This is a genomic window from Halomonas sp. ML-15 (assembly GCF_014779595.1).
Taxonomy (GTDB): Bacteria; Pseudomonadota; Gammaproteobacteria; order Pseudomonadales; family Halomonadaceae; genus Franzmannia.
In genome coordinates this window covers 25348-49820 of the sequence record NZ_JACXZT010000018.1, presented here as the reverse complement: position 1 = coordinate 49820, position 24473 = coordinate 25348, and the positions used below count along the sequence as shown (strand labels likewise).

The window sequence follows — 24473 nt, the reverse complement described above, 5'->3', positions numbered from 1 at the left end:
TGTTCAGCGTTTCCCTAAGGGGGGTCTTATGACACCGACCGTGATTCAGGGCGTCGAGCGCATTTTCCTGCGCCTGCTCGACAGCGTGGTGGTCCTGCTGGCCGGCCTGCTGCTGGTACTTCTCAACTATGCGGTGTTCTCGCGTTTTATCCTGAACGCCTCGGTGTCATGGGGAGAGGAGCTGCCGGCCAACCTGCTGGCAGTCCTCACCTTCATCGGCGCTGCCTACTTGACGAAGATCAACGAACACCTCGGCTTCGACAGCGTGCTGCGCCTCATGCCAGTGGTCGTGCAGCGGATACTGCTGTGCGTCAACCACGCCTTCATGTTGGCGTTTGCGTTGGTGGTGGCCTACTACGGCATGCACGCCAGCCTCGGCTTCCACGGGCGTTCGCTGATCTCCATTGATCTGCCTATGGCGCTGTTTCGCTGGGCGATGCCGGTCGGCTGCGGCCTGATCGCCATCATCTGCGCTATCCGACTGTTCGGGCTGGCGACCGGCAAGATTGCCCCTAGTGAACTCTACCCGGAGACCGACTGATGCCTCTGGATCCAGGCCATCTCATTCTGATCATGCTGGTGTTTTTCCTGCTCACCGGTATGCCTATTGCCTTCGTACTGGGTGTGACCGCGATGGTCATGATCCTGCTCGACCCCGCGGTGATGCCGCAGATCATGGGTATGGTGCCCTTCGGTGGGGCCAACAACTACCTGCTGGTGGCGGCGTTGCTATTCATGGTCGCCGGGGAAGTGATGAATCAGGGGCGCATCGCCGAGCGCCTGATCAACTTCGCCAGCTCGCTGGTGGGGCATATTCGCGGGGGGCTGGCGCATGTCAATATTCTGACCTCGCTGTTCTTCTCCGAGATATCCGGCACGGCCACGTCGGATGCGGCGGCGATCGGTTCGGTGATGATCCCGCAGATGAAGAAACGCGGCTATACCGTGGCCTTCGCGGCGGCGGTTACCGCGACCTCGGCGACCATGGCGATCATCGTGCCGCCGAGTCTCAATCTGATTCTCTACGCCTACGTCTCGGATACCTCCATTGCCCAGCTCTTCGCCGCGGGGATCCTGCCCGGTTTCGTGGTCTGCTTTGCGCTGATGTTCACCGCCTACGTGATTTCGGTGCGCCAGGGCTACCCCATCGAAGGCAAGTTCGTCTTCAAGAACGTGATCGATACCGGTCGCGAGGCGATCATCCCCATCACCCTGCCGATCCTGATTCTGGGCGGTATCCTGGGCGGTATTTTCACGCCCACCGAGGCGGGCGCCGTGGCGGCGCTGTGGGCGATCATCCTGGCGACGCTCTACTACCGCTCGCTGACCTTCCGGGCGCTGCTCGATACTCTGCGCGTGGCCGGCAAGCGCAGCGCCATGCTGATGTTCATCGTGGCCACCTCGACGCTGCTGGGCTGGTACCTGACCAACAAGGGCATTCCCCAGGAGATCGCCGAGGGAATCCTGGGTATCTCCGACAACTACTGGGTGGTGCTGTTGGCGATCAATGTCTTCTTCCTGCTGGCGGGTACCATCGTGCATGGCACGCCGGCGATCCTGATGCTGGTGCCCATTTTCCTGCCGCTCGCCGATCAGCTGGGCATCGACCGGGTGCACTTCGGGCTGATCGTCACCATCAATCTGGGCATTGGCCAGCAGACGCCGCCGGTGGCCTCGGTGGTGCTGGTCACCTGCTCGATTGCGCGCATCAGCATCGGCGCGATCATTCCGTCGCTGGCCTGGTTCCTGCTCGCCATGCTGGTGGTGCTGGCGCTGATCAATGTCTTCCCGGCCCTGTCGCTGTGGCTCCCCTCGGTGATCCTCTGACCCCTGACATGGAAAGCACATGAAACTTCTGGTGATCAATCCCAACTCTTCGACTGGCGTGACCCGCCATATCGCTGCGGCCGCTCGGCAGGCCGCGCTGCCGGAAGACGAGATCATCGTCACACAGGCCGATGGTGCGCCGCGGCTGATTGTCGATGAGAGGGATGCCCGGCTGGCCGAGCAGGCGGTGGTGAACACCGTGCTGGCCAGGGGAGAGGGGGTCGACGGCATCATAGTGGCCTCCTTCGGTGATGCCGGGGCCAAGGCGCTGCGGGAGATCGTCGACTGTCCGGTGGTGGGTATCGGTCACGCCTCGCTGCTCACGGCGAGTGCCCTGGGCGGCTCCTTCGCCGTGGTTTCTTTCGCCAAGGCGGTGGTGCCCTCGATGCAACAGCTGGTGGTCGGCTACGGTATGCAGGCGTCGCTGGCCGGCATCCATGTGGTCGACCTGCCGCTTCCCGAGGATCCCGGTCAGATCAAGGCGGCGGTGGAGGGGCCGCTGCTGGAGCGTTGTCGTGAGGTGGTCGCGCAAGGTGAGTGCCGCAGCATTATCCTTGGCGGTGGGCCGCTGGCGGGATTGGCGATGTGTCTGGCCCCCTCCCTCGCACTGCCGGTAATCGATGCTACCGCAGCGGCGGTACAGCTGCAGCGAACCCTCCATTTCAGCCGCGGTCGCTGCCCGGCGATGTTTCAAGGCACGCCGCGGGTATCGGTGAGGCCAGGCTGACTCTGTTGGGATAAAGCGTAGCGCCACTCTATTATCTACTACGCGATGGTGGCTATAGTGCAAGGCATTGTTGCGTGAAAGTGGAGGGTGGCGTGTCGCAGGTTGACGATCTGGCGTTCTTTCAGCACCTGGCCCGTGCCGGGAGCCTGACCGCCACCGCGCGTGAGCTGGGGCTATCGCTGTCGGCGGTGAGCAAGCGCCTCAAGCAGCTCGAGGCGCGGCTTGGAGTGGCGCTGGCCCATCGCACCACGCGGCGTTTGACGCTGACCGCCGAGGGAGAGCTCTACCTGTCCCGCGGCTCGCTGCTCCTCGACGAGTTGGAGGACCTGGAAAGTGCGCTTCTGGAGGCCCGCGGCGGGAGCAGCCAGGGTCAGCTCTCCGGTCGGCTGAGGGTCAACGCCACTTTCGGCTTCGGCCGACGCCACGTGGCGCCGCTGTTGTCGGCTTTCTGTTCCGAGCATACGCGGCTCGACGCCTGGCTGGAGCTGACCAACTTTCCCCTCAACCTCGGCGATCACGGCTTCGATATCGGCATTCGCGTCGGCGAGCCTCCCGATTCGCGGCTGGTGGCACGGCGTATTCTCGCCAATCGCCGCGTGCTGTGTGCCGCGCCTGACTATGTCGCGTCCATGCCGCGACTCGATGTGCCCGCCGACCTGGCGCGCCACCCCTGTCTGGTGATCCGTGAGAACGACAGCGATTTTCCGCTGTGGCGCTTCGAACGTCGCGGCAGCGACGAGGCTCAAGCAGTCAAGGTCGGCGGGCGGCTGGCAAGTAACGACGGCGAGGTGATCACCCGGCTGGCGCTGGATGGTCACGGGGTAATGCTGCGCTCGTGGTGGGACATACACGACCATCTGGCCAGCGGCGCGCTGGTGGCGCTGCTGCCCGAGTGGCGTGGGGTGCGCGCGGATTTCTACGCCGTATACGAGCAGCGCCGGCAAGTGCCGGCGCGCATTCGGGCCTTCCTCGATCATCTCGCGGGCGAGATGCCCGGCCGAGTGCCGACCCAGGAGGCTTGATCAGAGCTCGAGGGCTGCCTCTACCTGCGGCCATGCCGGCTGGCCGTCGCGGTCATTGACCTCGGCGAACATCGCTTCGACCCGCTCGGCGTTGTCGCGGATCCATTCGCCGGCCACCTCTTCAAGGTCACGATCCTGCTGGCCATACTCCTGGATCATCCAGCTCTGCTCTTCGGCGCTGAAGGTGAAGGCCTCGAAGAAGGCGACCAGCTCAGGGTTGGCCTCGGCGTAGTCGCTGCGCATCAGGGTCAGCACGTCGCTCTCGCCGTTGTTCTCGCCGAACAGATCCTGCGGGTCGTCGAGATAGCGCATCGGCAGTTCCAGGTTCATCCAGTGCGGCGTCCAGCCGACCCAGACGATGGCCTCTTCGCGGGAGATGGCGTCCTGTGCTGCACTCAGCATGCCGACTTCGCTGGTATCCACCAGGCGCCAGTCACCCAGCCCCCAGGTATCGTTGGCGATGGCGTCTTCGAGAATCTCGCTGGCCGCCGAGCCGGCGCCGAAGCCGTGGATCTGGCCATTGAACTGCTCGTGGTTGGCATCGAGGTCGGCGAAGCTCTGGATGCCCTGCTCGTAAAGGTATTCGGGCACCGCCAGGGTCATCTGGGCGCCGTCGACGTTGTTGGCCACCGCGCGTAGCCGGTCATCGGCCTCGCGAGGGTCGAACATCTCGCGCTGAGCGGGCATCCAGCCACCCAGGAAGACGTCGATATCGCCACTGTCCATGCCTTGGTAAACCACCTGCAGGCCCAGCTCATGGGTGCGGGTATCGTAGCCCAGGGGAGCCAGTAGTTGCTCGGCGATCTCGGTCTTGACGGTAATTCCGGGCCACGCCGGTACGCCGAAATTGAGGGTTCCATCGTCGGCCTGGGTGGGCAGCGCCAGGCTCGACAGCAAGCCGCCGACGAGCAGCATACGTGGGGATGCAGACATGGAGTATCTCCTGTTGTGATGTTGGATAGATGCCGCGTCCGCTGTGCTGATAGCGCGGCATCGCTGGTGAGCGGCGACTCAGCTGTTGCGCGCCAGGACGCGCAGCCGCGATTCGAGCATGTCGCGGTCGAGGTAGGTGCCCTGCAGGTGCCGGGCGCCGGTATTGGGGTCGAAGGCACGCCGGCCGTGGAGCACGCGGCGGTTGTCGAAGGCCACCATCCCCCCCGGGGCCAGCGCGAAGTCGATCTGGTAGCGCGGCGAGTGAAGCAGTGTCCAGAAGTGGCGATAGGCGCGGTACCAGGCGGCCATCTGCTCGGCGGGCAGGCGCAGGGTGTCGCGAATCCAGTTGTTGAAGCGGATCTCTACCACCTCGCCATTGGCGTCGCACTCGATGATCGGCGCGCGCGTGGCGATATCCTGAGTCTCGTCCTGAAAACGGAAATCGATGGCCAGCTCGCTGAGCAGGCGGAAGTGCTCAGGGGCCTGCTGGCGCAGTGTCTCGGCAACCTGAAAGCCGTCGGCGAACAGCGACTCACCGCCCTCGGCTTCGTTCTGCAGGCAGTAGAGCAGTTGGATGTCCGGCGGCTGGCGCCAGTTAGGCAGATCGGTATGCAGCGCCAGGCCAATCGACGTATAGGCGGCATTGTTGGGGTTGGGCTTGGAGCGAACGTCGAAGCGGGCGCCGAAATTGGTCGGCCGCTGGGGGCCGATACGTTCGGCGATGCGACTGACCTCCTCGTCTGCCAGCGGGCCACCGTCGAGCAACACCAGACCGTCACGCAGCAGCGCCTCGAGCCAGGCGGTTTCGCCTCGCGGGGTGAAGATGTCGGCATGCGCGACCCGGACCGGGGTGAAGGACTCGCACCAGGGCTTACGCGGGGGCAGTGCGCTCTCGGCTGGCGCCTCGGGGCGGCGCTGGTAGAGCCAGCCCGCGGCGAACTGGCTGAGGTGTCCGTCGGCCCAACGCAGCTGGAGATGACCCGCCTCGAGCTGCACCTCGATGGGTGGCACAGGCTCATCGAGGGGGATGAACAGACGTTCACGGGTCTGGAGGTGCCGGCATGTCGTGCACGGGCAGTGATCACGCAGCCAGACCGACGGCAGGCGTGCTCGTTCACCGTCTTCCCAGTACAGCTCGATCGCCTCGTTGTCGATGCGCGCCTCGCACAGTAGTGGAGCAGCCGGAAAAGGCATCAGCTCAGCCATGACCGGCGCATGCGGGTCGACTGGATTGGCGGTATCAAGGTGGGCGGTGAGGATGTCGGGGGATGGGACGGTGCTGTTCATCGTGGTGATGGCGCTCCTGTGCTTGGGCGTTGATGACGCAGCACAGCATGGTGGCTCGCCATGACAGTGACAAACGATTAATCTGGCCTCTAAGGCCAAGCACAGCTTATAACGGACTTTCTCATGAGCCAGTTACCCCCCCTGGCGTGGCTGCAAGCCTTCGAGGCGGCGGCACGCACCCTGAGTTTCACCGCGGCAGGGCGCGAACTGGGCGTGACCCAGGCGGCGATCAGCCAGCGCATTCGCCTGTTGGAGGATCGCCTGGGCCATAAGCTGTTCGTGCGCCATCCGCGCAGCCTCAGTCTGACGCCGGCCGGCCAGGCCTGGCTACCGAGCATCAACGACGCCTTTACGCGGCTTGGCGAAGGCACCGCCGAGGTATTCGGCAGCGCTGCGGGGCATTCGGTGACACTGCGTACCACGCCGGTGATTCAGCAGAACTGGCTGGCGCCGCGCTTACTGCGTCTTCACCGTGAGCATCCGTTGATCGCCATACGTCTGGTCAGTGCCATCTGGCCGGATGACTTTGGCCCGGAGGGGGCGGACATCGAGGTTCGCTACGGTCACGGTGACTGGTCGGGCGTCGAGGCGCTGTCGCTGGGAGCGGAGTGGCTGGTGCCGGTCTGCGCTCCGGCGCTGGCAGCGACGCTCGAGACGCCACGTGACCTCGCTGGCCACACCCTGCTGCATGCGTTGGGTTTCGGGGTGGGCTGGTCGGCCTGGCTGGAGGGGGCGGGCGTGGCGGGACTGGAGACAGAGTGTCTTGCCCTGAGCTGTGACAATCAGGTGATGACCCTGGCCTTGGCCAGCCAGGGGGTAGGGGTCGCGCTGGCCCATCGACGACTGCTCGACGAGCGCGATGACCTGGTCACGCCTCTGGGTCATGGCCTGGCCAGCGATGAACGCTTCTGGTTGGTGCGCCCGAGCCGCCGCAATGTCACTGAAGACGCCGAGTCGCTGTGGCGCTGGCTGGCCGCGGAACGCGACCTCGACGATGTCGCCGGACCGGTAGCCACACAGTCGTAAACGCAAGGCGCTTGGCCCGGCAATATGGATGGTTGCGGCGCCATGTTGCCAGCGCTATGTCTCGGCAGGGTCTAGCCCGGGCGTGAGGCCGGCGGCACGGATACCGGCCAATACACAGGTCTGGTCGTTGCCTGGACTGTCGCCGCTGGCACCCACGGCAGCTATCACCGTGCGCTCATCGTCGAGCACCAGTACGCCACCGGGAACTGGCACGAAGTGCCCCTGGGAGGCGCTGGCCACACCGGTGACGAACGCTTCGCGGCCTTGGGTGCGTTCTCCCACGGTGGCACTCGAGATGCCCATGCCAAGTGCAGCACCTGCCTTGCCCTGAGCGATCTGCAAGCGCAGGGTGCCGGCACCATCCTCGCAGTCGGCGGAAATCAGCTGGCCGCCGGCATCGATTACCGTCACCACTAGCGGTTCGAGCTCGAGTCGCCTGGCTTCGGCGAGCGCCGCAGTAATGATCTGCCGGGCCTGCGCCAGCGAAAGGGTCGACTTGCGTCGGAACACATCGAAAGGCATGGCACGTCTCTCCCTTGTCCTATTTCTGTCCGATCTCGTGATTGCTGAGCATTTCGATGGCGCGCACCAGCCCCGAGTGATCCCAGCCCTGACCACCAGCGGCCCGGCAGGCATTGAACATTTCCTGGGCGATGGCGGTGTTGGGCAGTGCCACGCCTAGTTCGCGGGCGCCGCTGAGGGCCAGATTGAGATCCTTCTGGTGCAGCTCGATACGAAAGCCAGGCTCGAAAGTTCGCTTGATCATCCGCTCGCCATGGATCTCGAGAATCCGTGACGTGGCCAGCCCTCCGAGCAGTGCCTCACGGACCTTCGCGACGTCGGCACCCGCCTTGGAGGCGAAGGTGAGGGACTCGGCGACCGCCTGAATGGTCAGGGCCACCGCAATCTGGTTGGCCACCTTGCAGGTCTGGCCGTCGCCGACCTCGCCGATGCGGATGATGTTCTTGCCCATGATCTCCAGAATCGGCTTGATGCGCTCGAAGGTTGCCTCCGCGGCGCCGACCATGATCGACAAGGCGGCATTCTTGGCACCCACTTCGCCACCGGATACCGGGGCATCGACATAGTCCCCGCCCAGAGCGCGGACCCGCTCGGCAAACGTCTTGGTGGCCATCGGGGCGATGGAGCTCATATCGATCACCACCTTGCCGTCGAGCCGGCTCTCGCCGACCCCGTCGGGCCCGAACAGGACCTCTTCCACCTGGGGAGTGTCAGGGACCATCAAGATGATCACCTCGTTGCTGCTGGCTACCTCGCGGGGTGTCCCTACACTGCCCAGCCCGGCCTTTAGCAACTCGGCTGGCGCTGCCTTGTGGTGGGTGCTGGTGGTGACCCGGTGCCCGGCATCCAGCAGATGGCCGGCCATGGGCTTGCCCATGATGCCGAGGCCGATAAAGCCGATATCGAGATTACTCATGGTCTTGCTCCTTGTGGTACCTAGTGTGGGCCGTTGTCGGCGCTGGTTTACTTGTTGCGGACCCGCGGGTCGAGCAGGGTGTAGCTGAGGTCCGCGAGCAGGTTGAGCACCACGTAGATCACCGCGACCAGGGCCAGACCGCCGGCCACTACGGGGATGTCGAGCTGACGGATGGAGTTCATGAACAGGCGCCCCAGGCCGGGCCATGAGAAGACGCTCTCCACGACCATCGAACCGGCGATGACATTACCCACCTGCAGGGCGGTGAGGGTGACGTAGGGGACCAGGGCGTTGCGCACGGCGTGATAATAGATGATGCGGTGTTCCGCCAGCCCCTTGGCACGGGCGGTGCGTACATAGTCTTCATTGATCACCTCGAGCACCGTGGAGCGCATCATCCGTGTCAGGTAGGCCATGGGCGTCAGGGCCAGCACGAAGGTCGGCATGGCCATGTGCGCCACATAGGTCCAGAAGCCCTGATCAGTCACCCGCCCGGAAGAGGGCATCCAGCCCAGCGCCACGGCGAAGATGACGATGGCCATGATCGCCACCCAGAACTGTGGCGCGGCCTGGCCGATCAGTGCCAGCACTCGAGCCACATAGTCGATCCAGGTATTACGCTTGATGGCACTCAGCACGCCGACAGGAATGGAGACCACCAGGGCGAGAATGATGGCCGGAATGGCCAGCTCAGCGGAGCGCGAGAGGCGCTCGAGCAGCAGCGAAAGCACGTCCTGTTGGCTGCGATAGGAGAGGCCGAAATCCCCTTGGACGGCGCGGGTCATGAAATCGACATATTGAACAATGATTGGCCGGTCGAGCCCCATCATTTGGCGATAGCGATCGATCATTTCCTGGGAGGCATCCTCCCCGACCCGCATCAATACCGGGTCGCCGATGACGAAGACCAGCAAGAAGCCAAGCGTAAGCGCAAAGAAGATGACCACCAGGCCTTGCGCTATCCGATTCAAGAGGTAATACACGGCATCTACTCCTCGTGTGGGCGTTCAGGCTTCGGCATCCTGCGCTGGACAGTGTTGTCGCGAGAGAGCCGTCATTGTGATTGTTGGTAGCGTGGTCCCGTTAGCCGGGCGGGATTTACCGCCCGGCTCGACGGTTACTCTTCCTTGACGTAGATCGCTCTCCAGTCCTCCATCAGCATGGATGGATGAGGGAGGTAGCCGCCGATACGCTCGCTCACACCCATGACGATGGGACGCAGATAGAGGAAGGTGCCGGGGGGATCCTCGTACTGCATCTCCTGGAGCTTGTAGTTGAGCTCGTTGCGACGATCAGGGTCGACGGTACGCTGCAGCTCCTCGTACATCTCCTCGAACTCGGGGCGATCCCAATGGGTGGAGTTGCGCTGCCGCGAGTCGCTGATGGCGTACATGTCGGTCTCGGGGGTGTTTTCCGCCGCCGACCAGGTATAGGCATGTACCCCTAGCGAACGGTCCATCCAGCGCTCACGCATGATGGCGGGATCGACCAGCGACACCGAGCCGACATCGACACCTACCATGCGCCAGTACTGTGCGGTGGCCTCGGCGTGCTCCATGGCCTGGGGCTGCATGACATCGATCTCGGGTATCTCGAAGCTCTCACAGCCAGCTTCGGCGAGCAGCTCTCGAGCCCTGTCTGGATCAAAGGGGTAGGGCTCAAGGTCGGGGTGGTCGTTGGGCGGATTGACCATGGTCTTCATGGCCAACTCCTGGTTGCCGAACGCAAAGGCGTCGATCATCGCCGGGCGGTCTACGGCATAGTTGAGGGCCTGGCGTACTCTGGCATCCTCGAGACACTCGTCGACCGTCAGGTTGAACATCACCACCGCACGCACCAGGCTGGGGGCGACGATCACATCGGTACCGTCGTTCTCCTCGACCGGACGCACCAGGTCGGCGGTGAGACGCACGATATCCACATTCCCGGTCATCAGTTCCGCCACCGAGGTGGATATTTCCGGGATCATCAGGATGCGCATCTCATCGACGTTGCTCTTGTCATCCCAGCCCCAGTAATCCTCATAGGCTTCGAAGGTGTAGTGCTCGTCGGTGGCGTAATCGACCAGCCGATAAGGGCCTGTGCCCATGGGGCTGGTCAGTGCGTCCTCATGGCTAAGGTCCTGGTAGTGGCTCGGTTCGAGAATGAAGGCGCCGTTGCGCGATAGCCGCTCGAGCATGATGGGGACGGGGTCAGAGGTGTGTATATCGACGGTATAGTCGTCGATCACCTCCACCTCGGTGATGGGAACGTCCAGAAACTTGTCGGCGCCCGGATAGTCTTCATCGAAGACCCGGTCGATGGAGAACTTCACCGCATCGGCATTGAAGGGCTCACCGTTATGAAAGGTCACGCCCTCGCGAAGGTGGAAGCGCCAGGTCAGGTCATCGGTCTGCTCCCAATCGACGGCCAGGCCGGGGCGGATGCCCGACTCGCCGGTACGACCGTCGAAGTCATAGACCAGGGGCTCGAACTGGGCCAGGTGGGCGCGATGCTCATCGTAGGTGGAGCCGCGAATCGGATCACCGAAGATGTCGATGGCCTCGTGCATCACGTAGGTAATGCTGATCTTGTCATCGTCGGCGATGGCGGGTGCCGCTAGCAGACCAGCCAAGGCGAGAGAGGCTGCTGCGGTGCCGGCAGCGGCCAGAGTGGTGGGCAGCGTGCGCCGGGCGCGTTGTAGGGGAAATTTACGCTTGAACATGTCGATACCTCTATGGGTTCTGTTGTTGTCGCTGTTCTATTGCTGGGTTGCTCCCCAATGCTTGTCGACGTATCTCCTCTTGGTTGTTGTGGTGAACATCAGACTCTGACGTCGAAGAAATCCCTTGCCCAATCGCCTAGCAGGTTGAAGGCGAGAACGGTCAGGGTGATGGCAATCCCAGGGAAGACAGGGGCCCAGAAGTTGGCCAGCATGATGTCGCGCGCCCCGGCCAGCATGTTGCCCCAGGTAGGAATCGCGGGCGGGATCCCGAGTCCAAAGAAGCTCAGGGCGGCCTCGTAATAGATCGCCATGGCCAGTGAAAAACTGGCAATGATCAGCATCGAGGCCACGCAGTTGGGCAGGATGTGCTGTAACAGGATGCGGGTGTTGCTGGCACCGAGGGCGATGGCCCCTTGCACGAACTCCAGTTCGCGCGTCTTGATTGCCTCGGACCTTACTACGCGGGCATAGAAGGCCCACTGAGCCAGGGCGATGACGCAGACGAGTTCGAGCACCCCCGTACCGATGATCGCCATGACCAGCAGCCCCAGCAGCAGGCTGGGAAAGGCCAGCTGCAAGTCGGTAAAGCGCATCAGGATGGCGTCCAGCCAACCGCCGAAATAGCCGGCCAGCAGCCCCAGGGTGACGCCGACGATGCCGCCAAGCACCACCGAGGCGAGACCCACCATCAGGGTCATCTGGGAGGCGTGGATGATGCGGCTGAGGATGTCGCGCCCCTGACCGTCGGTGCCGAGCAGATAGCGCATGTCGCCCTCGGCGTTCCAGGCGGGGGGCAGCATGCGATCGATCAGGCTCATCGCTTGAGGGTCGTGGGGGGCGATCACGTCGGCGAATAGCGCCAGCATGATCAGCAGTAGAATGAAACCCGCCGAGATCAGTGCTGCCTTGGAGGCATAGAGCTCCTTGAGCGCCACTTTCCACGGATTGCGGCGCACCGCGATGATCTGTTCGGGCACCTCGCTGTCGGTGATCTGGCCGGTGGGTTGCTCCGGTGCCAGAGGATCCATGGGCTGCCGCGGATCCTGGGCATTGCGCTTTTCGGTATCGCTACGGGGGATGTCGGTTGCCATGTCGTATGCCTCCTGTCGTTGTTGTGTCGTGGGGCAGCGCTCACTGTTTGATACAGGCCTTGAGATGGCCCGGCGAGACTTCCTCCATGGGAGGTACGACTTCGGCGCACTCCTTGCTGGCCAGGGGGCAGCGGGTGCGGAACACACAGCCGGACGGCGGATTGATGGGGCTGGGAATATCGCCCTGCAGGATGCCCTCATCCCGTCTCGGACGGTCGGGATCCGGTACTGGCATGGCTTCCAGCAGTGACTGGGTGTAAGGGTGGCGGGGATTGTCGTAGACATCCGACTTGCTGCCGATCTCCATCAGCCGCCCCAGGTACATCACGGCCACCCGGTCGGAAATGTGCTCCACAACGCCCAGGTCATGAGAAATGCACAGCATCGAGAGATCGAACTCTTCCTTGAGATCCTGCAGCAGGTTGATCACCTGGGCCTGGATGGAAACGTCCAGCGCCGAGACCGGCTCGTCGGCAATGATGAACTTTGCATCCACCGCAAGGACCCGGGCGATCCCGATTCTCTGGCGCTGACCCCCGGAAAACTCATGGGGATAGCGGTCAATATGGTTACGCGATAGGCCGACTTTGGTGAGCAGCTCCATGGCACGCTCACGGGCCTGCTCGCCCCGGGCGATATTGTGAATCTTCATGCCCTCGGCAATGATATTGCCGACTTTCATGCGGGGATTAAGCGCACCGAAAGGATCCTGAAAGATAATCTGCAGTGGTTTGCGTAGGGAGCGCAGCTCCTTCTTGCTGGCCGCAGCCAAGTTGCGGCCCTGGAAGTAAACGTCTCCACCGGTCGGTTCGATCAACCTTACGATGCAGCGACCGACAGTGGTCTTGCCTGAGCCTGATTCGCCTACCAGACCAAGCACTTCGCCAGGCTTCATGCTGAACGAGACATCCTGGATCGCCTTGACATACTTACGGTTGAAGCGGTTACCGATGGCGAATGATTTCTGCAGGTTCCTGACCTCCAGTAGCGGTTCGGCATCGGTGGAGGCTTGAGTGTCTGCCAGTGGGGTGGCGAGTGAGTCATTCATCAGGCGAGCCTCCTGGTTGTTTCCTGCTGAACCTGCTCCTGGACGTCCTCCCAACGGAAACAGCGGATCAGACGGTCATCTTCGATGGGTTCGAGCTTGGGTGCCTCGGTGGTACAAACCCCCGGTTTCATGAACTTGCAGCGCGGGTGGAAGGCACATCCGCTGGGAAGCTGTAGTGGGTTGGGCACATTGCCAGGAATGATCTCGAGGCGGTTTTTGGCGGTCTTGTAGCCGTACCGACCGGGCATGGAGCGCATCAAGCCAATGGTGTAAGGCATGCGAGGGCGTTTGAAGAGTTCGCTAACTGGCGCTTCTTCGACCACGTTGCCGGAGTACATGACCACCACCCGATGTGCCATCTCGGCCACCACTGCCAGGTCGTGGGTAATGAAGATGATGCTCATCCCCATCTCGCGCTGAAGACGCCGCATGAGCTGCAGAATCTGTGCCTGAATAGTGACATCCAGTGCAGTCGTCGGCTCATCGGCGATCAGCAGTTTGGGCTCTGTGGAGAGCGCCATGGCAATCATTACCCGTTGACGCATGCCGCCTGACAGCTGGTGCGGATAGTTGGACATCCTCGCGCGAGGCTCAGGGATCCCGACCAGATCGAGGGACTCGACGGCACGCTCGTAGGCCTGTTTGTGGGTGTAGTCGAGGTGGGTAGTGATGGCCTCGATAATCTGCCAGCCGACCGTGTAAACCGGGTTGAGGCTGGTCATTGGCTCCTGGAAGATCATCGAAATGTCATTGCCGCGGATACCGCGCATCTCGTCCATCGACTTATCGAGGAGGTTTTTCCCTTCGAAAAGGATCTTACCGCCGGCGTTGCGTCCAGAGATCAGCCGCATGATGGCCAGGCTGGTCACTGATTTTCCTGAGCCAGACTCACCGACTACGGCCAGCGTCTCGCCACGCTTCACTTCGAAGTCGACGTCATTTACGGCTTTTACCACGCCATCTGGTGTATCGAAATGAACCTGCAGACCTTTGACATCGAGTAGCGCACGGGTATCGCTCATGACGCCACCCCGCTCGCTTCGGGAGGAGAGGGCACAACGCTTGGTGGCGCATGGACAGGGCGGATATGTGACCTGCAAGCAGCGTCAAACACCGCCTTGGAAGGGCGTGTCGAGACCATGGCGTGGCTCCTGGATATTGTTATGTGTTGTTGCCTGGCAGCTCGTTGGGCGTTGTAAGTAGTGTTATTGCCACAAGCGGCACGGCGACGGGTGAAGCCCTGATATGTTTCTTGAATATTGTATTTTTTATAGTTGCCTCTTCTGGAGCCGTCAAGGTATGTGACATCGGACAGTCAGGCGCTAACGTCGATTCTGTAGTTTTGGTTAATTTTAATCCATTGTTTTTTAATGGTTTGTTGATATGTTCTTAATTTGTCGTATAAATGGTGGATAGGTTTTGTAAAAGAAATAGGTGGGCAAGCTGGATGTGAAAATGGGAGTGGGCTTAGAGAGGAAAGTACCATTCATGTCTTGATAAGTCTTGCGAAAATTCATTTAAGATATTGTTTTTAATGAATTTATCGAAGAGTTGCTTGCGAAGCTTGCAGGGTCGCCTTTCGCGTCTATACTGAATCTTGTATTCAATAATACAATAATAAGTTTGCAGCTCAGGAGATGAATAATGGCATATTCCAGCGGTCGTCATTTTCTGCAGATTCCGGGTCCCACCAATGTGCCAGACGCGGTGCTGCGGGCCATGGATATGCCCACTATCGACCATCGAGGCCCTGACTTCTCTAATATGCTGCTGGGTATTCTCGACAAGCTACGACCGGTCTTCGGTACTGACAAGGTGGTGATCTTTCCCTCGTCCGGCACCGGTGCCTGGGAGGCTGCGCTGGTCAATGTCCTGGCAGAAGGCGATCGAGTGCTGATGTCCGAAACAGGGCATTTCTCCTCGCTCTGGGAGCAGATGGCCAAGCGCCTTGGTCTCGAGGTGAATCTTATCCCTGGAGACTGGCGACGCGGCGCAGACCCAGACCAGATTGAGGCGCGTCTGCGTGAAGACAAGGATCACCGCATCAAGGCGGTGGCCGTCGTTCACAATGAAACGTCAACGGGTGTCGCCAGTCGCATACCGCTAGTCCGCCAGGCGATCGATAATGCGGGACATCCTGCTCTGCTGTTGGTGGACACCATATCGTCGCTGGGGTCGCTGCCTTATGAGCATGACGGCTGGGGCGTGGATGTCACGGTGTGCTGTTCACAGAAGGGACTGATGCTGCCGCCAGGGCTCGGATTCAATGCCGTCTCGGACAAGGCGCTGGCGATCTCCACCCAGAATGGCGGCATGCGCCGCTCCTATTGGGACTGGGGCGAGGTACTCAAGGCCAATGAGCGTGGCTTCACCCACTACACGCCGGCCACCAATCTGCTCTACGGCCTCGACAAGTCACTGGATATGCTGCTCGAAGAGGGGCTGGAAAATGTCTTCTCGCGACATCGCCGTCACGGTGAGGCGACTCGTCGCGCCGTGCGGGCCTGGGAACTGGAGATCCTCTGCGACTCCCCCGAAGAGTATTCCCAGGTGCTTACCGCGATTCTCATGCCGGAAGGGCATGATGCCGATGCGCTGCGCAAGCTGATACTGGAGCGCTTTGATATGTCGCTGGGTGCTGGGCTTTCCAAGGTGGCAGGCAAGGTCTTCCGTATCGGTCATGTGGGCGCCTTCAACGATGTCACTTTGATCGGCACGCTGGGTGGCGTAGAGATGGGGCTGCAGCTGGCCGGCGTCCCCCACCGACCCGGAGGTACCCAGACGGCAATGAACTATCTGGCCGAGACCGCGGGTTGAGGGCTGAGTGCCGGTCAGTCTGTCCAGAGGCTTCGTGCCAGCGGGCGGAGGGTCTGCCGAGTGGAGAGTAGAACGAACCCTTGCGTATTGTATGCAATATCCTATTGACTCCTTGCCTGGTCGACTTAGGCTAAGCCTTAAAGACTCATTGGCAATGTAAGGATACTGACTATGGCAACATCCACCCCAGACTATGGTACCGAACCCCTAGAGGTCGCGGGGCCTGAACATCCTGAATGGGGGGCTGAACTGGCACCACGGCGGCCTATCGCTCGCAAGACGCTGCACGACTCTATCGTCGAGTCGCTCAGGGACATGATCATCTCGGGTCAATTCCCTCCCGGTGCCAAGTTGCCGGAGAAGGAACTGTGTGAGTACTTCGGTGTGTCTCGTACTCCGCTACGTGAATCTTTCAAGGTGTTGGCGGCCGAGAATATCGTCGAATTGCTCCCCAGCCGTGGCGTACGAGTCACTCAGACGACCGTGGAAGATATCGATGAAATCTTCGAGGTGCTGGGGGTGCTGGAAGCGCTGTCCGGGGAGCTCGCCTGCCTGCGCATGAGCGATGCCGAAATCGCCGACATTCGCGAGCTGCATGAGCGTATGGTCGAACACTACGAGCGTGGCGAGCGTATGCCCTACTTCAAGATTAACCAGGAGATCCATGAGCGCATCATGGCAGGCGCCGGCAACCGTAACCTGGCCGATGTCTACTCCCGGCTGACCGGGCGCATTCGCCGTAGCCGCTATCTCAGTAGCCTGTCCGACCGGCGCTGGAAACAGGCGGTTGGCGAACATGCCGCCATGCTCAATGCCCTGGAGAGCCGCGACGGAGAGCGACTGTTCCGAATCCTCCGCGAACATCTGAAGAACAAGGCCGATGCTGCCAGGACAACGCTGCTGGAAGCCGAGAGCCACTCTCCGTCGAAAGGATCGAGTGAATCATGAACGATTCGAGTGATCAGGCCGCCAGCTTGCTGGAAGGGGCGTTGAACGGGGGCGCGCGATTATCGTCCCTGCCCTCCGAGTGTCGCCCGCGTACGTCCGAAGAGGCCTATCGAATTCAGCAGCGGCTTGTCGAACGGCTCGGCACTCGAGCCGGCTGGAAGGTCGGGGCGGCGAGCCCCGAGTCGGCGCCACACTACTCCGCGCTACCCGCCCGCCTGCTGCACGAGGGACATGTCGAACTGCCATGGTCCGGCTTTGCGGTGGGCGCCATCGAGGCCGAGGTGGCATTCCGGATGAAGCAGGATCTGTTGCCGCGGGACACCCCCTACACGCGTGACGAGGTCTTGGCAGCGGTTGGCTCTGCCCATGCGGCCATCGAGATCGTCGACTCCCGCTTTCGCGACTGGCCCGACGGTGTCGACAAGCTCTCGCAGCTGGCCGACCTGCAAAATAACGGTTGCCTGGTGATCGGTGACGGCGAGCCGGCCTGGCACGCGTTGCCGCTTGCGCAAGTCGAGGTGGCGCTGACGATTGGTGGGCAACTCGTGGTCAGCGGTCAGGGCGGCAATCCGGCCGGAGATCCGGCATCGCTGCTGGTATGGCTGGCCAATGCGCTGCCGCAATGCGGGCAGGCGCTTCGCGCCGGGGAGTTCGTTACCTGCGGCTCCTACACCGGCAAGATCGTCGCCGACCGGCCGGTCGAGGTAGAGGCGGTCTTTGCGGGCATCGGGCGGGCGACGCTGAGGCTGACCTGACCCCTGCTGGCAGTGCAGCGGGGCAGCTCGTGCCCCGATCCTCATAATGACAACAAGGAGACGCTATATGAGCACGCAAGTCGCTTTTCTAGGCACCGGCCTGATGGGTGGCCCCATGGCTACCAACCTGCTCAAGGCAGGCTTTTCGGTCACGGTCTGGAACCGCACCCGTAGCAAGGCAGAGGCACTCGAGGCGCATGGGGCGACAGTCGCCGACAGTCCCGTTGACGCGGTCGAGAACGCCGACTACATCCTCTCGATTCTCGATAGTGGGCCGGTAGTAAAAGAGGTCTTCTTCGACTCGGGGGCCACCGAACGAATGAAGCGTGGTGCTGTGTTCATCGACATGGCATCGATTCCGCCCTCGATGGCTCGGGAGCACGCCGAACGGCTCGCCGAGATCGGTGTGGCGCATATCGACGCCCCGGTATCCGGCGGGAGTCTGGGCGCGGCCGAAGCGTCGCTGGCGATCATGGCCGGTGGCGACAAGGCGGCCTTCGAACGTGCCGAGGCGGATGGCATCTTCAAGCCGATGGGGCGCACCACCCACGTCGGCCCCGCGGGTTCCGGTCAGTTGGTCAAGCTCTCCAATCAGGTGATGGTGGCGGTGAATATCACCGGCGTGGCTCAGGCCCTGCTGCTGGCGTCTGCCGGCGGTGCCGACCCGGCGCAGATCCCGGTGGCCCTGGCGGGGGGGCATGGCGACAGCAGGACCTTGCAGGAGCATGGTCAGCGGATGCTCGAGCGGCGCTTCATTCCCGGGGCCCCGATGCGCAATTTCATCAAGGATATCGATACCTGCTTGGCCGAAGCGAAGGCTCTGGGCATGTCGCTGCCGGTACTGGAGAAGGCCGCCGAGTTCTATCGCGAGCTCTACGACGAGGGCAAGACCCAGTGGGATCACAGCGCCTGGCTGCTTGCGCTGGAGCGCCACAGCGATGGCGTGCGCATGGGCGACGCGCCGGATGTCGGACCCGATGACTGAGACGCTCCCGTTCCAGGGGAACAGCGTCGGCCCGGGCAATGCGATTCCCCAGCCGGGCTGACACACAACCAGCGGGAGACAATCATGGTACGAATTCTGGTATGCGGTGCCGTCAGCGATCGCCAGATCGCGCAGATGCGCGAGACCTTCAGCGTCGACGATTTCCGCGACGAGCCTGTGAATGATAACCCGAGGCTCGAGGCGGCCCTGGCCGAGGCCACTGCCTTGATAAACGGCGGCCTGGCCATCACCCCGGAGCGGCTTGATCGGGCGCCTACGCTGCGGGTGATCGCCACTATCTCGGTAGGCTATGACGCCTATCCCGTCGATGAGCTTTCGCGGCGCGGGATCCTGCTCTGCAACACGCCCGATGTGCTGACCGAAACCACTGCGGATACCGGCTTCGCACTGATCATGGCGGCGGGGCGACGGGTCGCCGAGCTCGATCGATTCGTGCGTCAGGGCGACTGGAAGAGCGGGATTGGGCCCGCGCAATTCGCTGTCGATATCCACGGCAAGACCCTGGGCATGATTGGCTTGGGGCGTATTGGCGCAGCAGTGGCGCGGCGTGGGGCGCTGGGCTTTGGCATGTCGGTGCTCTACTCGAATGCGTCGCAAAAGCCCGAGCTGGAGACGGAGCTGGGCGCGCGGCACTGTGAGATGTCAGTGCTGCTGGCCGAGGCGGACTATGTCTGCGTCACTGTTCCGCTCGTGGAGGAAACGGTCCACCTGATTGGTGCGGCGGAGTTGGCGAGGATGAAATCCACCGCAGTGTTCGTGAATATCTCGCGCGGCAAGGTGGTCGACGAAGCGGCGCTGGTCGCGGCGCTGCAGAAGGGGCAACCGGGTGCCGCCGGGCTGGATGTATTTGAAACCGAACCGCTGCCCGCCGACTCGCCGCTGATCGGCATGGACAACGTGGTGCTGCTGCCGCATGTCGGCTCGGCAACCCACGAGACGCGCGATGCGATGGCCCAGCGTGCCGTCGATAACGTCTGTCAGGCGCTCTCCGGTGAGTCGCCAATCAGTCCGGTCAACCTGGAAAGCTGGCGACGCTAGCGTCCGCGACGCGCCTGGCGGAGCGACGTCAGTGGCTAGCAAAGTACTCGGCGAAGGCCTCGATCACCGTGTCGATATCGGCGTCGCTGATATCGCGGTGGACCACGAAGCGCGTCGCATAGAGCAGTTCGGCGAGGATGCCGCGGGCCTTGAGGTGGGCCACCAGCGGCTCGCGGTGGGCTTCCGGAAAGTGTGCAAAGAGCATATTGGTGGCCACCGAGGTCACCTCGACGCCAGGCAGGGCAGCGATGGCCTCGGCAAGCCGCGCCGCCCTGGCGTGGTCGAGGGCGAGGTCGTCGACGTGGTGATCCAGGGCGTGATGGCAGGCGGCGGCCAGCAGGCCCGACTGGCGCATGCCGCCGCCGAGCACCTTGCGCCAGTGGCGCGCTTCGTCGATCAGCTGCTGTGAGCCTGCCAGTACGGAGCCCACCGGCGCGCCGAGGCCCTTGGAGAAGCACAGCGAGACGCTGTCGAAGGGCGCGCAGAGCTTCGTCAGCGGCGTGTCGCTGGCCACCGCGGCGTTGAACAACCGGGCGCCGTCGAGGTGAGTGGCCAGGCCGTGCTCGCGGGCCAGGTCGGTGGCCGCCAGCACATAGTCGGCATCCAGCACCTTGCCGCCGATGGTGTTCTCCAGCGCCAGCAGCCGGGTGCGGGCGAAGTGAAAATCAGCAGGTTTGATGGCGGCGCGGATCTTGTCCAGCGGCAGCGAGCCGTCGGCGGCGTTCTCCAGCGGCTGGGGCTGGATGCTGCCGAGCACCGCGGCGCCGCCACCCTCGTACTTGTAGGTGTGGGCCGACTGGCCGGCAATATACTCATCGCCGCGCTGGCAGTGGGCGAGCAGGGCGGCCAGATTGCTCTGGGTGCCGGAGGGGAAGAACAGCGCGGCGGCCTTGCCGGCGCGCTCGGCGACGGCGTCCTGGAAGCGCTGCACGCTGGGGTCGTCGCCCCATACATCGTCGCCCACCGGGGCCTCGGCCATGGCGGCGAGCATCGCCGGGGTGGGGCGGGTCACGGTATCACTGCGCAGATCGATCATCGGTGTCCTCGTGGCGGTGTCGGTCATTGTCATAGGCAGCGCCGCGGACGTCGGCAGGCTGGCGGGCCAGCGGGTCCTGACGGAAGTAGCGGACCAGCAGCGTGTAAAGCGCCGGATAGGCGGCCTCGAGCACGTCGGGGGCGCTGAAGAAGTATTCACAGCATACCGCATAGCACTCGCCGGGGTGACTCGCCGCATAGTCGTCGATGGGGGTCTCCTCGTCGCGCTCGAGGCGCGCCTGCAGGTCGTCCCATACCGCGGTGAACACCCGGTGCCACTCGCGCGGGTCGATGTCTCGAGGCAGCGGCGGAAAACCGTCGATATCGCTGGCATTGCCCATGTCGAGCTTGTGGGCAAACTCGTGGATCAGCACGTTGAAACCGCTCCACTCGCCGCTCTCCATCAGATCGGGGAAGGCCACCACCACCGGCCCCTGGTAAGAGGTCTCGCCGGCGCGCTCGTCGACATACTCGTGCATCACGCCGAACTCGTCCATCTCCTCCACCTGGCGCTGGAAGGCCTCGGGCAGCACCAGCACTTCATGCACGTTGGCGAAGGCCTCGTCGTGATCGTCGTCATCCCAGCCCAGGGTCAGCAGGCAGATCTGTGCGGCCAGTGCCAGCCGCGCCGGCAGGTCGAAGTCGGTGGTGGCGGCGAGCTCGGGGTGCAGGGTCAGGCGCTTGGCATGGGCGAAACGCCAGGCGCGCTGGCCGAGCAGGGCGGCCTCGGCGTGGGACAATGCGTCGAGCAGCGGGATGCGCGCCCGGGCCTCGGCCCAGGCGTCGTCGGGGAAGGGGTGGCGCTGCTCGAACTGCCTGCTGCGCCAGCGCTTGAGCCGACCCAGCATGGCCTCAGTTATCCTCGAGGTTGGCGCCGGACTTCCACGACCAGTCGCGCCAGCGCAGGTCGAAGAGATCCTTGCGACGGTCCTTGAGATTGGTCACCGAGCCTTCGCTGCGCACTACCGTAAGACGCGTCAGATCGAGGTCGGAGAACATGATCATCTCGGTATTGGGGGTGGTCTCGGCGAGCACCGCATCGTGGGGGAAGGCGAAGTCCGACGGCGAGAACACCGACGACTGGGCGTACTGAATATCGAGGTTCTCGATCGACGGCACGTTGCCGACACTACCGCACAGCACCACATAGCACTCGTTCTCGATGGCCCGCGCCTGGGCGCAGTGGCGCACCCGCAGGTAGCCGTTCTTGGTATCGGTCCAGAATGGTACGAACAGGATGTCCATATCCTGCTCGGCGAGCAGGCGCGAGAGCTCGGGAAACTCCACGTCGTAGCAGATCTGGATGCCCACGCGGCCGGCATCGGTATCGAACACGCGCAGGTCGTCGCCGCCCTCGATGACCCAGTCGCGGCGCTCCTGGGGGGTGATATGCAGTTTGGCCTGACGCTCCAGGGTGCCGTCGCGGTGGCACAGGTAGGCGATGTTGTAGAGCTTGCCATCCTCGGCCTCCTCGATCATCGAGCCGGCCACGATATTGATGTTGTAGGAGACCGCCATGCGTGACAGTTCGGTCTTGAAACGCTCGGTAAAGCCCGACAGAAAGCGGATTGCGGCCAGCTGGTCGCGCTGGGCGGCACGGTCCTGCAGGCCCATCAGCGGGGCATTGAACAGCTCGGGAAAGACCGCGAAGTCGCTCTGATAGCCGGACAGCGCGTCGACGAAGTACTCGACCTGCTGCAACACCGTCTCCACCGAGTCGAATTCCCGCATCTGCCACTGCACCGCGCCCACGCGGACCTGGGTTCTGCGGCTCTCCAGCACCCGCTCTGCAGGTTCATAGAGAATGTTGTTCCACTCCAGCAGGGTGGCGAAGCCCTGGGACTTCTCGTCCTCCGGCAGGTACTTGCGCAGCAGGCGCTTGACCAGGAAGTCGTTGGCCAACTGAAAGGAGAGGATCGGGTCGTGAATCTCCTTGCGCGACACCTTCTCGATGTACTCGCTGGGGGAGAGGTCGTCGGCATGCTGGTGGTATTCGGGAATCCGTCCGCCGGCCAGGATGGCGCGCAGGTTCATCGAGCGGCACAGCTCCTTGCGCGCTTCATAGAGGCGTCGGCCGAGACGATAGCCGCGATAGTCCGGATCGATCAGCACGTCGAGACCGTACATGGCGTCGCCGTCGAGATCGTTGAGGATGACCTCGCGGTGGCCGATCAGGTCGTCGTACTTGTGCGGGTTGGAGAACTCGTCGTAATCCACCAGCGCGGTGAGCGCCACGCCGACGATGGTTTTATCGTCTTCAATAAGCAGCTGGCCGTCGGGAAACTCGCTGACCAGTTTGTCGATGGTCAGCTCGGGCCAGGCACCGCCGATGTCGTCATAGACCTTGTCCATCAACGCCTTGAGCTGAGGGTAGTCGTCGGCGGTCAGGTTGCGCAGATTGAGATGCAGATCGTCGAGGGACATGGGCAGCGAATTCCTGAACGAAAAAAAGAGGCTGAATTCTAGCATGTGCCGGCGCTGGCGTCGGTCATGCCACGGTCATTGTGTTGTCAGACAACGGTCATGATGGGCGCCGATAATCGGTGCATGACAAGTCGATGTCAGCGACTACGCTAGTTTTCATGGGAGCCGTTATGCCCCTTCTCCGCCATTTGACCGCGGGCACGCCATGACCAATAACAATCACCAGCGCATCCGCCTCGAGGCGGTATCCAAGCGCTGGGACGACACCACCGCCGTGGACGCCATCTCGTTCGACGTCACGCCGGGCCAGTTCGTGATCCTGCTCGGCCCCTCGGGCTGCGGCAAGTCCACCACCCTGCGCATGATTGCCGGCCTCGAGCAGGCAAGCAGCGGGCGCATCGCCATCGGCGAGCGCGACGTCACGCACCTGCCACCGGGGGACCGCGGCCTGAGCATGGTGTTCCAGTCCTATGCACTGTTTCCCCATCTCAGCGTGGCCGACAACATCGTCTTCGGTCTGCGCAGCCGCAAGGTGCCCAAGGCCGAACGCCGCGAACGCCTGGCCAGGGTCGCCCAGCTGGTCGATCTCGAGGCCTATCTTGACCGCAGGCCAGCCCAGCTCTCCGGCGGCCAGCGACAGCGCGTGGCGCTGGCTCGCTCGATCATCTCCGAGCATCCGATCTGCCTGATGGATGAACCCCTCTCCAACCTCGACGCCCGCCTGCGCGGCGAGATGCGCCGTGAGATCAAGGCGCTCCAGGCGCGCCTGGGGATGACGGTGATCTACGTCACCCACGACCAGGTCGAGGCGATGAGCATGGGTGACCGGGTGCTGCTGATGCAGGAGGGACGCATCGTGCAGGACGGCTCACCCGCCGAGCTCTATAACCGTCCGGCCAGCGCCTTCGCGGCCAGCTTTATCGGCAGTCCGGCGATGAATCTGGTGCAACTGACAGCAAGCGACAGCGCCTCGGTCATCGACGGAGAACCCGGCGTGGCGGTGGCGCCTGCCGCGGCGGTGGGTGGCCAGCTGGGGATTCGCCCCGAGGATATCGAGGTGCGCTCGGGTGATGCCAGCGGGGTGCCCGCCGAGGTGATCGACGAGGAGTATCTCGGCGCCGACACCATCCTGCAGCTTGGCGTAGGCAGTCAGCGACTGCGCGCGCGGCTGCCCGGCAAACGGCCGATGCCGCCTGGCACCCGCTGCCGGCTGGCCTGGGCGCCGAGTGCGGCGCACCTGTTCGGCGCCGATGGACTGCGTCGCGACGATCTCACCCCCGTGGCATTTGCCGCTACCTCCGGCACGACTGATCCGTTGGCCTCCCACTCGTGAGTCTCACATCTGTG

23 protein-coding genes are annotated in these 24473 nt (G+C 63.0%); 11 read left to right on the top strand and 12 right to left on the bottom strand.

Annotated features, from left to right (window positions below; translation table 11 throughout):
• Window positions 1–28: 28 nt before the first annotated feature.
• The 4 genes from IEI94_RS10955 to IEI94_RS10940 all read left to right on the top strand — a co-directional run bounded on the left by IEI94_RS10955 (window position 29) and on the right by IEI94_RS10940 (window position 3576).
• Window positions 29–541 (top strand): TRAP transporter small permease, encoded by a 513-nt coding sequence (locus tag IEI94_RS10955; protein ID WP_191167351.1) that lies wholly within the window; start codon window positions 29–31, stop codon window positions 539–541.
• Window positions 541–1827, top strand: a complete 1287-nt coding sequence (locus tag IEI94_RS10950; protein WP_191167350.1) for a TRAP transporter large permease — start codon at window positions 541–543, stop codon at window positions 1825–1827. Before IEI94_RS10955 ends, IEI94_RS10950 begins: the two co-directional genes overlap by 1 nt.
• A 19-nt stretch (window positions 1828–1846) precedes the next feature.
• Window positions 1847–2554 (top strand): aspartate/glutamate racemase family protein, encoded by a 708-nt coding sequence (locus IEI94_RS10945; protein ID WP_191167349.1) that lies wholly within the window; start codon window positions 1847–1849, stop codon window positions 2552–2554.
• Window positions 2555–2646: 92 nt separating this feature from the next.
• Window positions 2647–3576 (top strand): LysR family transcriptional regulator, encoded by a 930-nt coding sequence (locus tag IEI94_RS10940; protein ID WP_191167348.1) that lies wholly within the window; start codon window positions 2647–2649, stop codon window positions 3574–3576.
• On the opposite strand, the gene IEI94_RS10935 is transcribed toward IEI94_RS10940, so the two are convergent.
• A complete protein-coding gene (locus tag IEI94_RS10935; RefSeq protein WP_191167347.1) occupies window positions 3577–4509 on the bottom strand; it encodes an ABC transporter substrate-binding protein in 933 nt (310 codons plus the stop codon).
• A gap of 78 nt (window positions 4510–4587) precedes the next feature.
• Window positions 4588–5715, bottom strand: a complete 1128-nt coding sequence (locus tag IEI94_RS10930) for a TauD/TfdA family dioxygenase (RefSeq protein WP_191167457.1) — start codon at window positions 5713–5715, stop codon at window positions 4588–4590.
• A gap of 204 nt (window positions 5716–5919) precedes the next feature.
• Here IEI94_RS10930 and IEI94_RS10925 point away from each other — a divergent pair, with 204 nt between their 5' ends.
• Window positions 5920–6822 carry a LysR substrate-binding domain-containing protein gene (locus IEI94_RS10925; RefSeq protein WP_191167346.1) on the top strand — a complete coding sequence of 301 codons (903 nt, stop codon included), beginning with the start codon at window positions 5920–5922 and terminating at the stop codon, window positions 6820–6822.
• Window positions 6823–6876: 54 nt separating this feature from the next.
• Here IEI94_RS10925 and IEI94_RS10920 read toward each other — a convergent pair whose 3' ends face one another.
• The 7 genes from IEI94_RS10920 to IEI94_RS10890 form a co-directional block, all read right to left on the bottom strand.
• Window positions 6877–7344 (bottom strand): GlcG/HbpS family heme-binding protein, encoded by a 468-nt coding sequence (locus tag IEI94_RS10920; protein ID WP_191167345.1) that lies wholly within the window; start codon window positions 7342–7344, stop codon window positions 6877–6879.
• A gap of 19 nt (window positions 7345–7363) precedes the next feature.
• The gene (locus tag IEI94_RS10915; RefSeq protein WP_191167344.1) at window positions 7364–8260 is read right to left on the bottom strand and encodes a 2-hydroxy-3-oxopropionate reductase; all 897 of its coding nucleotides are present in this window, start codon (window positions 8258–8260) and stop codon (window positions 7364–7366) included.
• 47 nt (window positions 8261–8307) lie between these two features.
• Complete coding sequence (locus IEI94_RS10910) at window positions 8308–9243, bottom strand: ABC transporter permease (RefSeq protein WP_191167343.1); 936 nt, start codon at window positions 9241–9243, stop codon at window positions 8308–8310.
• A 134-nt stretch (window positions 9244–9377) separates the two neighbouring features.
• Entirely contained in the window at window positions 9378–10964 is a 1587-nt protein-coding gene (locus tag IEI94_RS10905; protein ID WP_191167342.1) for an ABC transporter substrate-binding protein, read from the bottom strand.
• A 98-nt stretch (window positions 10965–11062) separates the two neighbouring features.
• Entirely contained in the window at window positions 11063–12055 is a 993-nt protein-coding gene (locus tag IEI94_RS10900; protein ID WP_191167341.1) for an ABC transporter permease, read from the bottom strand.
• 40 nt (window positions 12056–12095) lie between these two features.
• On the bottom strand, window positions 12096–13103 hold the full coding sequence (locus IEI94_RS10895; RefSeq protein WP_191167340.1) for an ABC transporter ATP-binding protein: 1008 nt from the start codon (window positions 13101–13103) through the stop codon (window positions 12096–12098).
• Window positions 13103–14125 (bottom strand): ABC transporter ATP-binding protein, encoded by a 1023-nt coding sequence (locus IEI94_RS10890; protein WP_191167339.1) that lies wholly within the window; start codon window positions 14123–14125, stop codon window positions 13103–13105. The genes IEI94_RS10895 and IEI94_RS10890 overlap by 1 nt, the downstream gene beginning before the upstream one ends.
• A gap of 622 nt (window positions 14126–14747) precedes the next feature.
• On the opposite strand from IEI94_RS10890, the gene IEI94_RS10885 reads away from it, so the two are divergent.
• From IEI94_RS10885 to IEI94_RS10865, 5 genes are all read left to right on the top strand, one after another.
• Window positions 14748–15920, top strand: coding sequence for a pyridoxal-phosphate-dependent aminotransferase family protein (locus IEI94_RS10885; protein ID WP_191167338.1), 1173 nt, complete (start codon window positions 14748–14750; stop codon window positions 15918–15920).
• 171 nt (window positions 15921–16091) lie between these two features.
• Window positions 16092–16868, top strand: a complete 777-nt coding sequence (locus tag IEI94_RS10880) for a GntR family transcriptional regulator (RefSeq protein ID WP_191167337.1) — start codon at window positions 16092–16094, stop codon at window positions 16866–16868.
• The gene (locus tag IEI94_RS10875) at window positions 16865–17623 is read left to right on the top strand and encodes a 2-keto-4-pentenoate hydratase (RefSeq protein ID WP_191167336.1); all 759 of its coding nucleotides are present in this window, start codon (window positions 16865–16867) and stop codon (window positions 17621–17623) included. Before IEI94_RS10880 ends, IEI94_RS10875 begins: the two co-directional genes overlap by 4 nt.
• Before the next feature lie 67 nt (window positions 17624–17690).
• On the top strand, window positions 17691–18608 hold the full coding sequence (locus IEI94_RS10870; RefSeq protein ID WP_191167335.1) for an NAD(P)-dependent oxidoreductase: 918 nt from the start codon (window positions 17691–17693) through the stop codon (window positions 18606–18608).
• Window positions 18609–18689: 81 nt separating this feature from the next.
• Window positions 18690–19667: a 2-hydroxyacid dehydrogenase gene (locus IEI94_RS10865; protein ID WP_191167456.1), complete on the top strand. Its 978-nt coding sequence runs from the start codon at window positions 18690–18692 to the stop codon at window positions 19665–19667.
• Between the two features lie 28 nt (window positions 19668–19695).
• Here the strand turns inward: IEI94_RS10865 and ltaE are convergent, their stop codons facing one another.
• The 3 genes from ltaE to IEI94_RS10850 are packed head-to-tail and all read right to left on the bottom strand — an operon-like array spanning window position 19696 to window position 23126.
• Entirely contained in the window at window positions 19696–20703 is a 1008-nt protein-coding gene (ltaE, locus tag IEI94_RS10860; protein ID WP_191167334.1) for a low-specificity L-threonine aldolase, read from the bottom strand.
• Window positions 20684–21550 carry a zinc-dependent peptidase gene (locus tag IEI94_RS10855; protein ID WP_191167333.1) on the bottom strand — a complete coding sequence of 289 codons (867 nt, stop codon included), beginning with the start codon at window positions 21548–21550 and terminating at the stop codon, window positions 20684–20686. The genes ltaE and IEI94_RS10855 overlap by 20 nt, the downstream gene beginning before the upstream one ends.
• 4 nt (window positions 21551–21554) lie before the next feature.
• Complete coding sequence (locus IEI94_RS10850) at window positions 21555–23126, bottom strand: bifunctional GNAT family N-acetyltransferase/carbon-nitrogen hydrolase family protein (protein WP_191167332.1); 1572 nt, start codon at window positions 23124–23126, stop codon at window positions 21555–21557.
• 205 nt (window positions 23127–23331) lie between these two features.
• Here IEI94_RS10850 and IEI94_RS10845 point away from each other — a divergent pair, with 205 nt between their 5' ends.
• Window positions 23332–24459, top strand: coding sequence for an ABC transporter ATP-binding protein (locus tag IEI94_RS10845; protein WP_191167331.1), 1128 nt, complete (start codon window positions 23332–23334; stop codon window positions 24457–24459).
• Window positions 24460–24473: the final 14 nt, after the last annotated feature.

Excerpts from the sequence above, each read along its gene's own strand:
- IEI94_RS10845 (WP_191167331.1), top strand. The coding sequence starts at position 23,332 with ATGACCAATAACAATCACCAGCGCATCCGCCTCGAGGCGGTATCCAAG.
- IEI94_RS10890 (WP_191167339.1), bottom strand. The coding sequence starts at position 14,125 with ATGAGCGATACCCGTGCGCTACTCGATGTCAAAGGTCTGCAGGTTCAT.
- IEI94_RS10945 (WP_191167349.1), top strand. The coding sequence starts at position 1,847 with ATGAAACTTCTGGTGATCAATCCCAACTCTTCGACTGGCGTGACCCGC.
- IEI94_RS10895 (WP_191167340.1), bottom strand. The coding sequence starts at position 13,103 with ATGAATGACTCACTCGCCACCCCACTGGCAGACACTCAAGCCTCCACC.
- IEI94_RS10850 (WP_191167332.1), bottom strand. The coding sequence starts at position 23,126 with ATGTCCCTCGACGATCTGCATCTCAATCTGCGCAACCTGACCGCCGAC.
- IEI94_RS10920 (WP_191167345.1), bottom strand. The coding sequence starts at position 7,344 with ATGCCTTTCGATGTGTTCCGACGCAAGTCGACCCTTTCGCTGGCGCAG.
- IEI94_RS10900 (WP_191167341.1), bottom strand. The coding sequence starts at position 12,055 with ATGGCAACCGACATCCCCCGTAGCGATACCGAAAAGCGCAATGCCCAG.
- IEI94_RS10880 (WP_191167337.1), top strand. The coding sequence starts at position 16,092 with ATGGCAACATCCACCCCAGACTATGGTACCGAACCCCTAGAGGTCGCG.
- IEI94_RS10925 (WP_191167346.1), top strand. The coding sequence starts at position 5,920 with ATGAGCCAGTTACCCCCCCTGGCGTGGCTGCAAGCCTTCGAGGCGGCG.
- IEI94_RS10915 (WP_191167344.1), bottom strand. The coding sequence starts at position 8,260 with ATGAGTAATCTCGATATCGGCTTTATCGGCCTCGGCATCATGGGCAAG.
- IEI94_RS10950 (WP_191167350.1), top strand. The coding sequence starts at position 541 with ATGCCTCTGGATCCAGGCCATCTCATTCTGATCATGCTGGTGTTTTTC.
- IEI94_RS10905 (WP_191167342.1), bottom strand. The coding sequence starts at position 10,964 with ATGTTCAAGCGTAAATTTCCCCTACAACGCGCCCGGCGCACGCTGCCC.
- IEI94_RS10955 (WP_191167351.1), top strand. The coding sequence starts at position 29 with ATGACACCGACCGTGATTCAGGGCGTCGAGCGCATTTTCCTGCGCCTG.
- IEI94_RS10875 (WP_191167336.1), top strand. The coding sequence starts at position 16,865 with ATGAACGATTCGAGTGATCAGGCCGCCAGCTTGCTGGAAGGGGCGTTG.
- IEI94_RS10930 (WP_191167457.1), bottom strand. The coding sequence starts at position 5,715 with ATGGCTGAGCTGATGCCTTTTCCGGCTGCTCCACTACTGTGCGAGGCG.
- IEI94_RS10885 (WP_191167338.1), top strand. The coding sequence starts at position 14,748 with ATGGCATATTCCAGCGGTCGTCATTTTCTGCAGATTCCGGGTCCCACC.
- IEI94_RS10855 (WP_191167333.1), bottom strand. The coding sequence starts at position 21,550 with ATGCTGGGTCGGCTCAAGCGCTGGCGCAGCAGGCAGTTCGAGCAGCGC.
- ltaE (WP_191167334.1), bottom strand. The coding sequence starts at position 20,703 with ATGATCGATCTGCGCAGTGATACCGTGACCCGCCCCACCCCGGCGATG.
- IEI94_RS10870 (WP_191167335.1), top strand. The coding sequence starts at position 17,691 with ATGAGCACGCAAGTCGCTTTTCTAGGCACCGGCCTGATGGGTGGCCCC.
- IEI94_RS10935 (WP_191167347.1), bottom strand. The coding sequence starts at position 4,509 with ATGTCTGCATCCCCACGTATGCTGCTCGTCGGCGGCTTGCTGTCGAGC.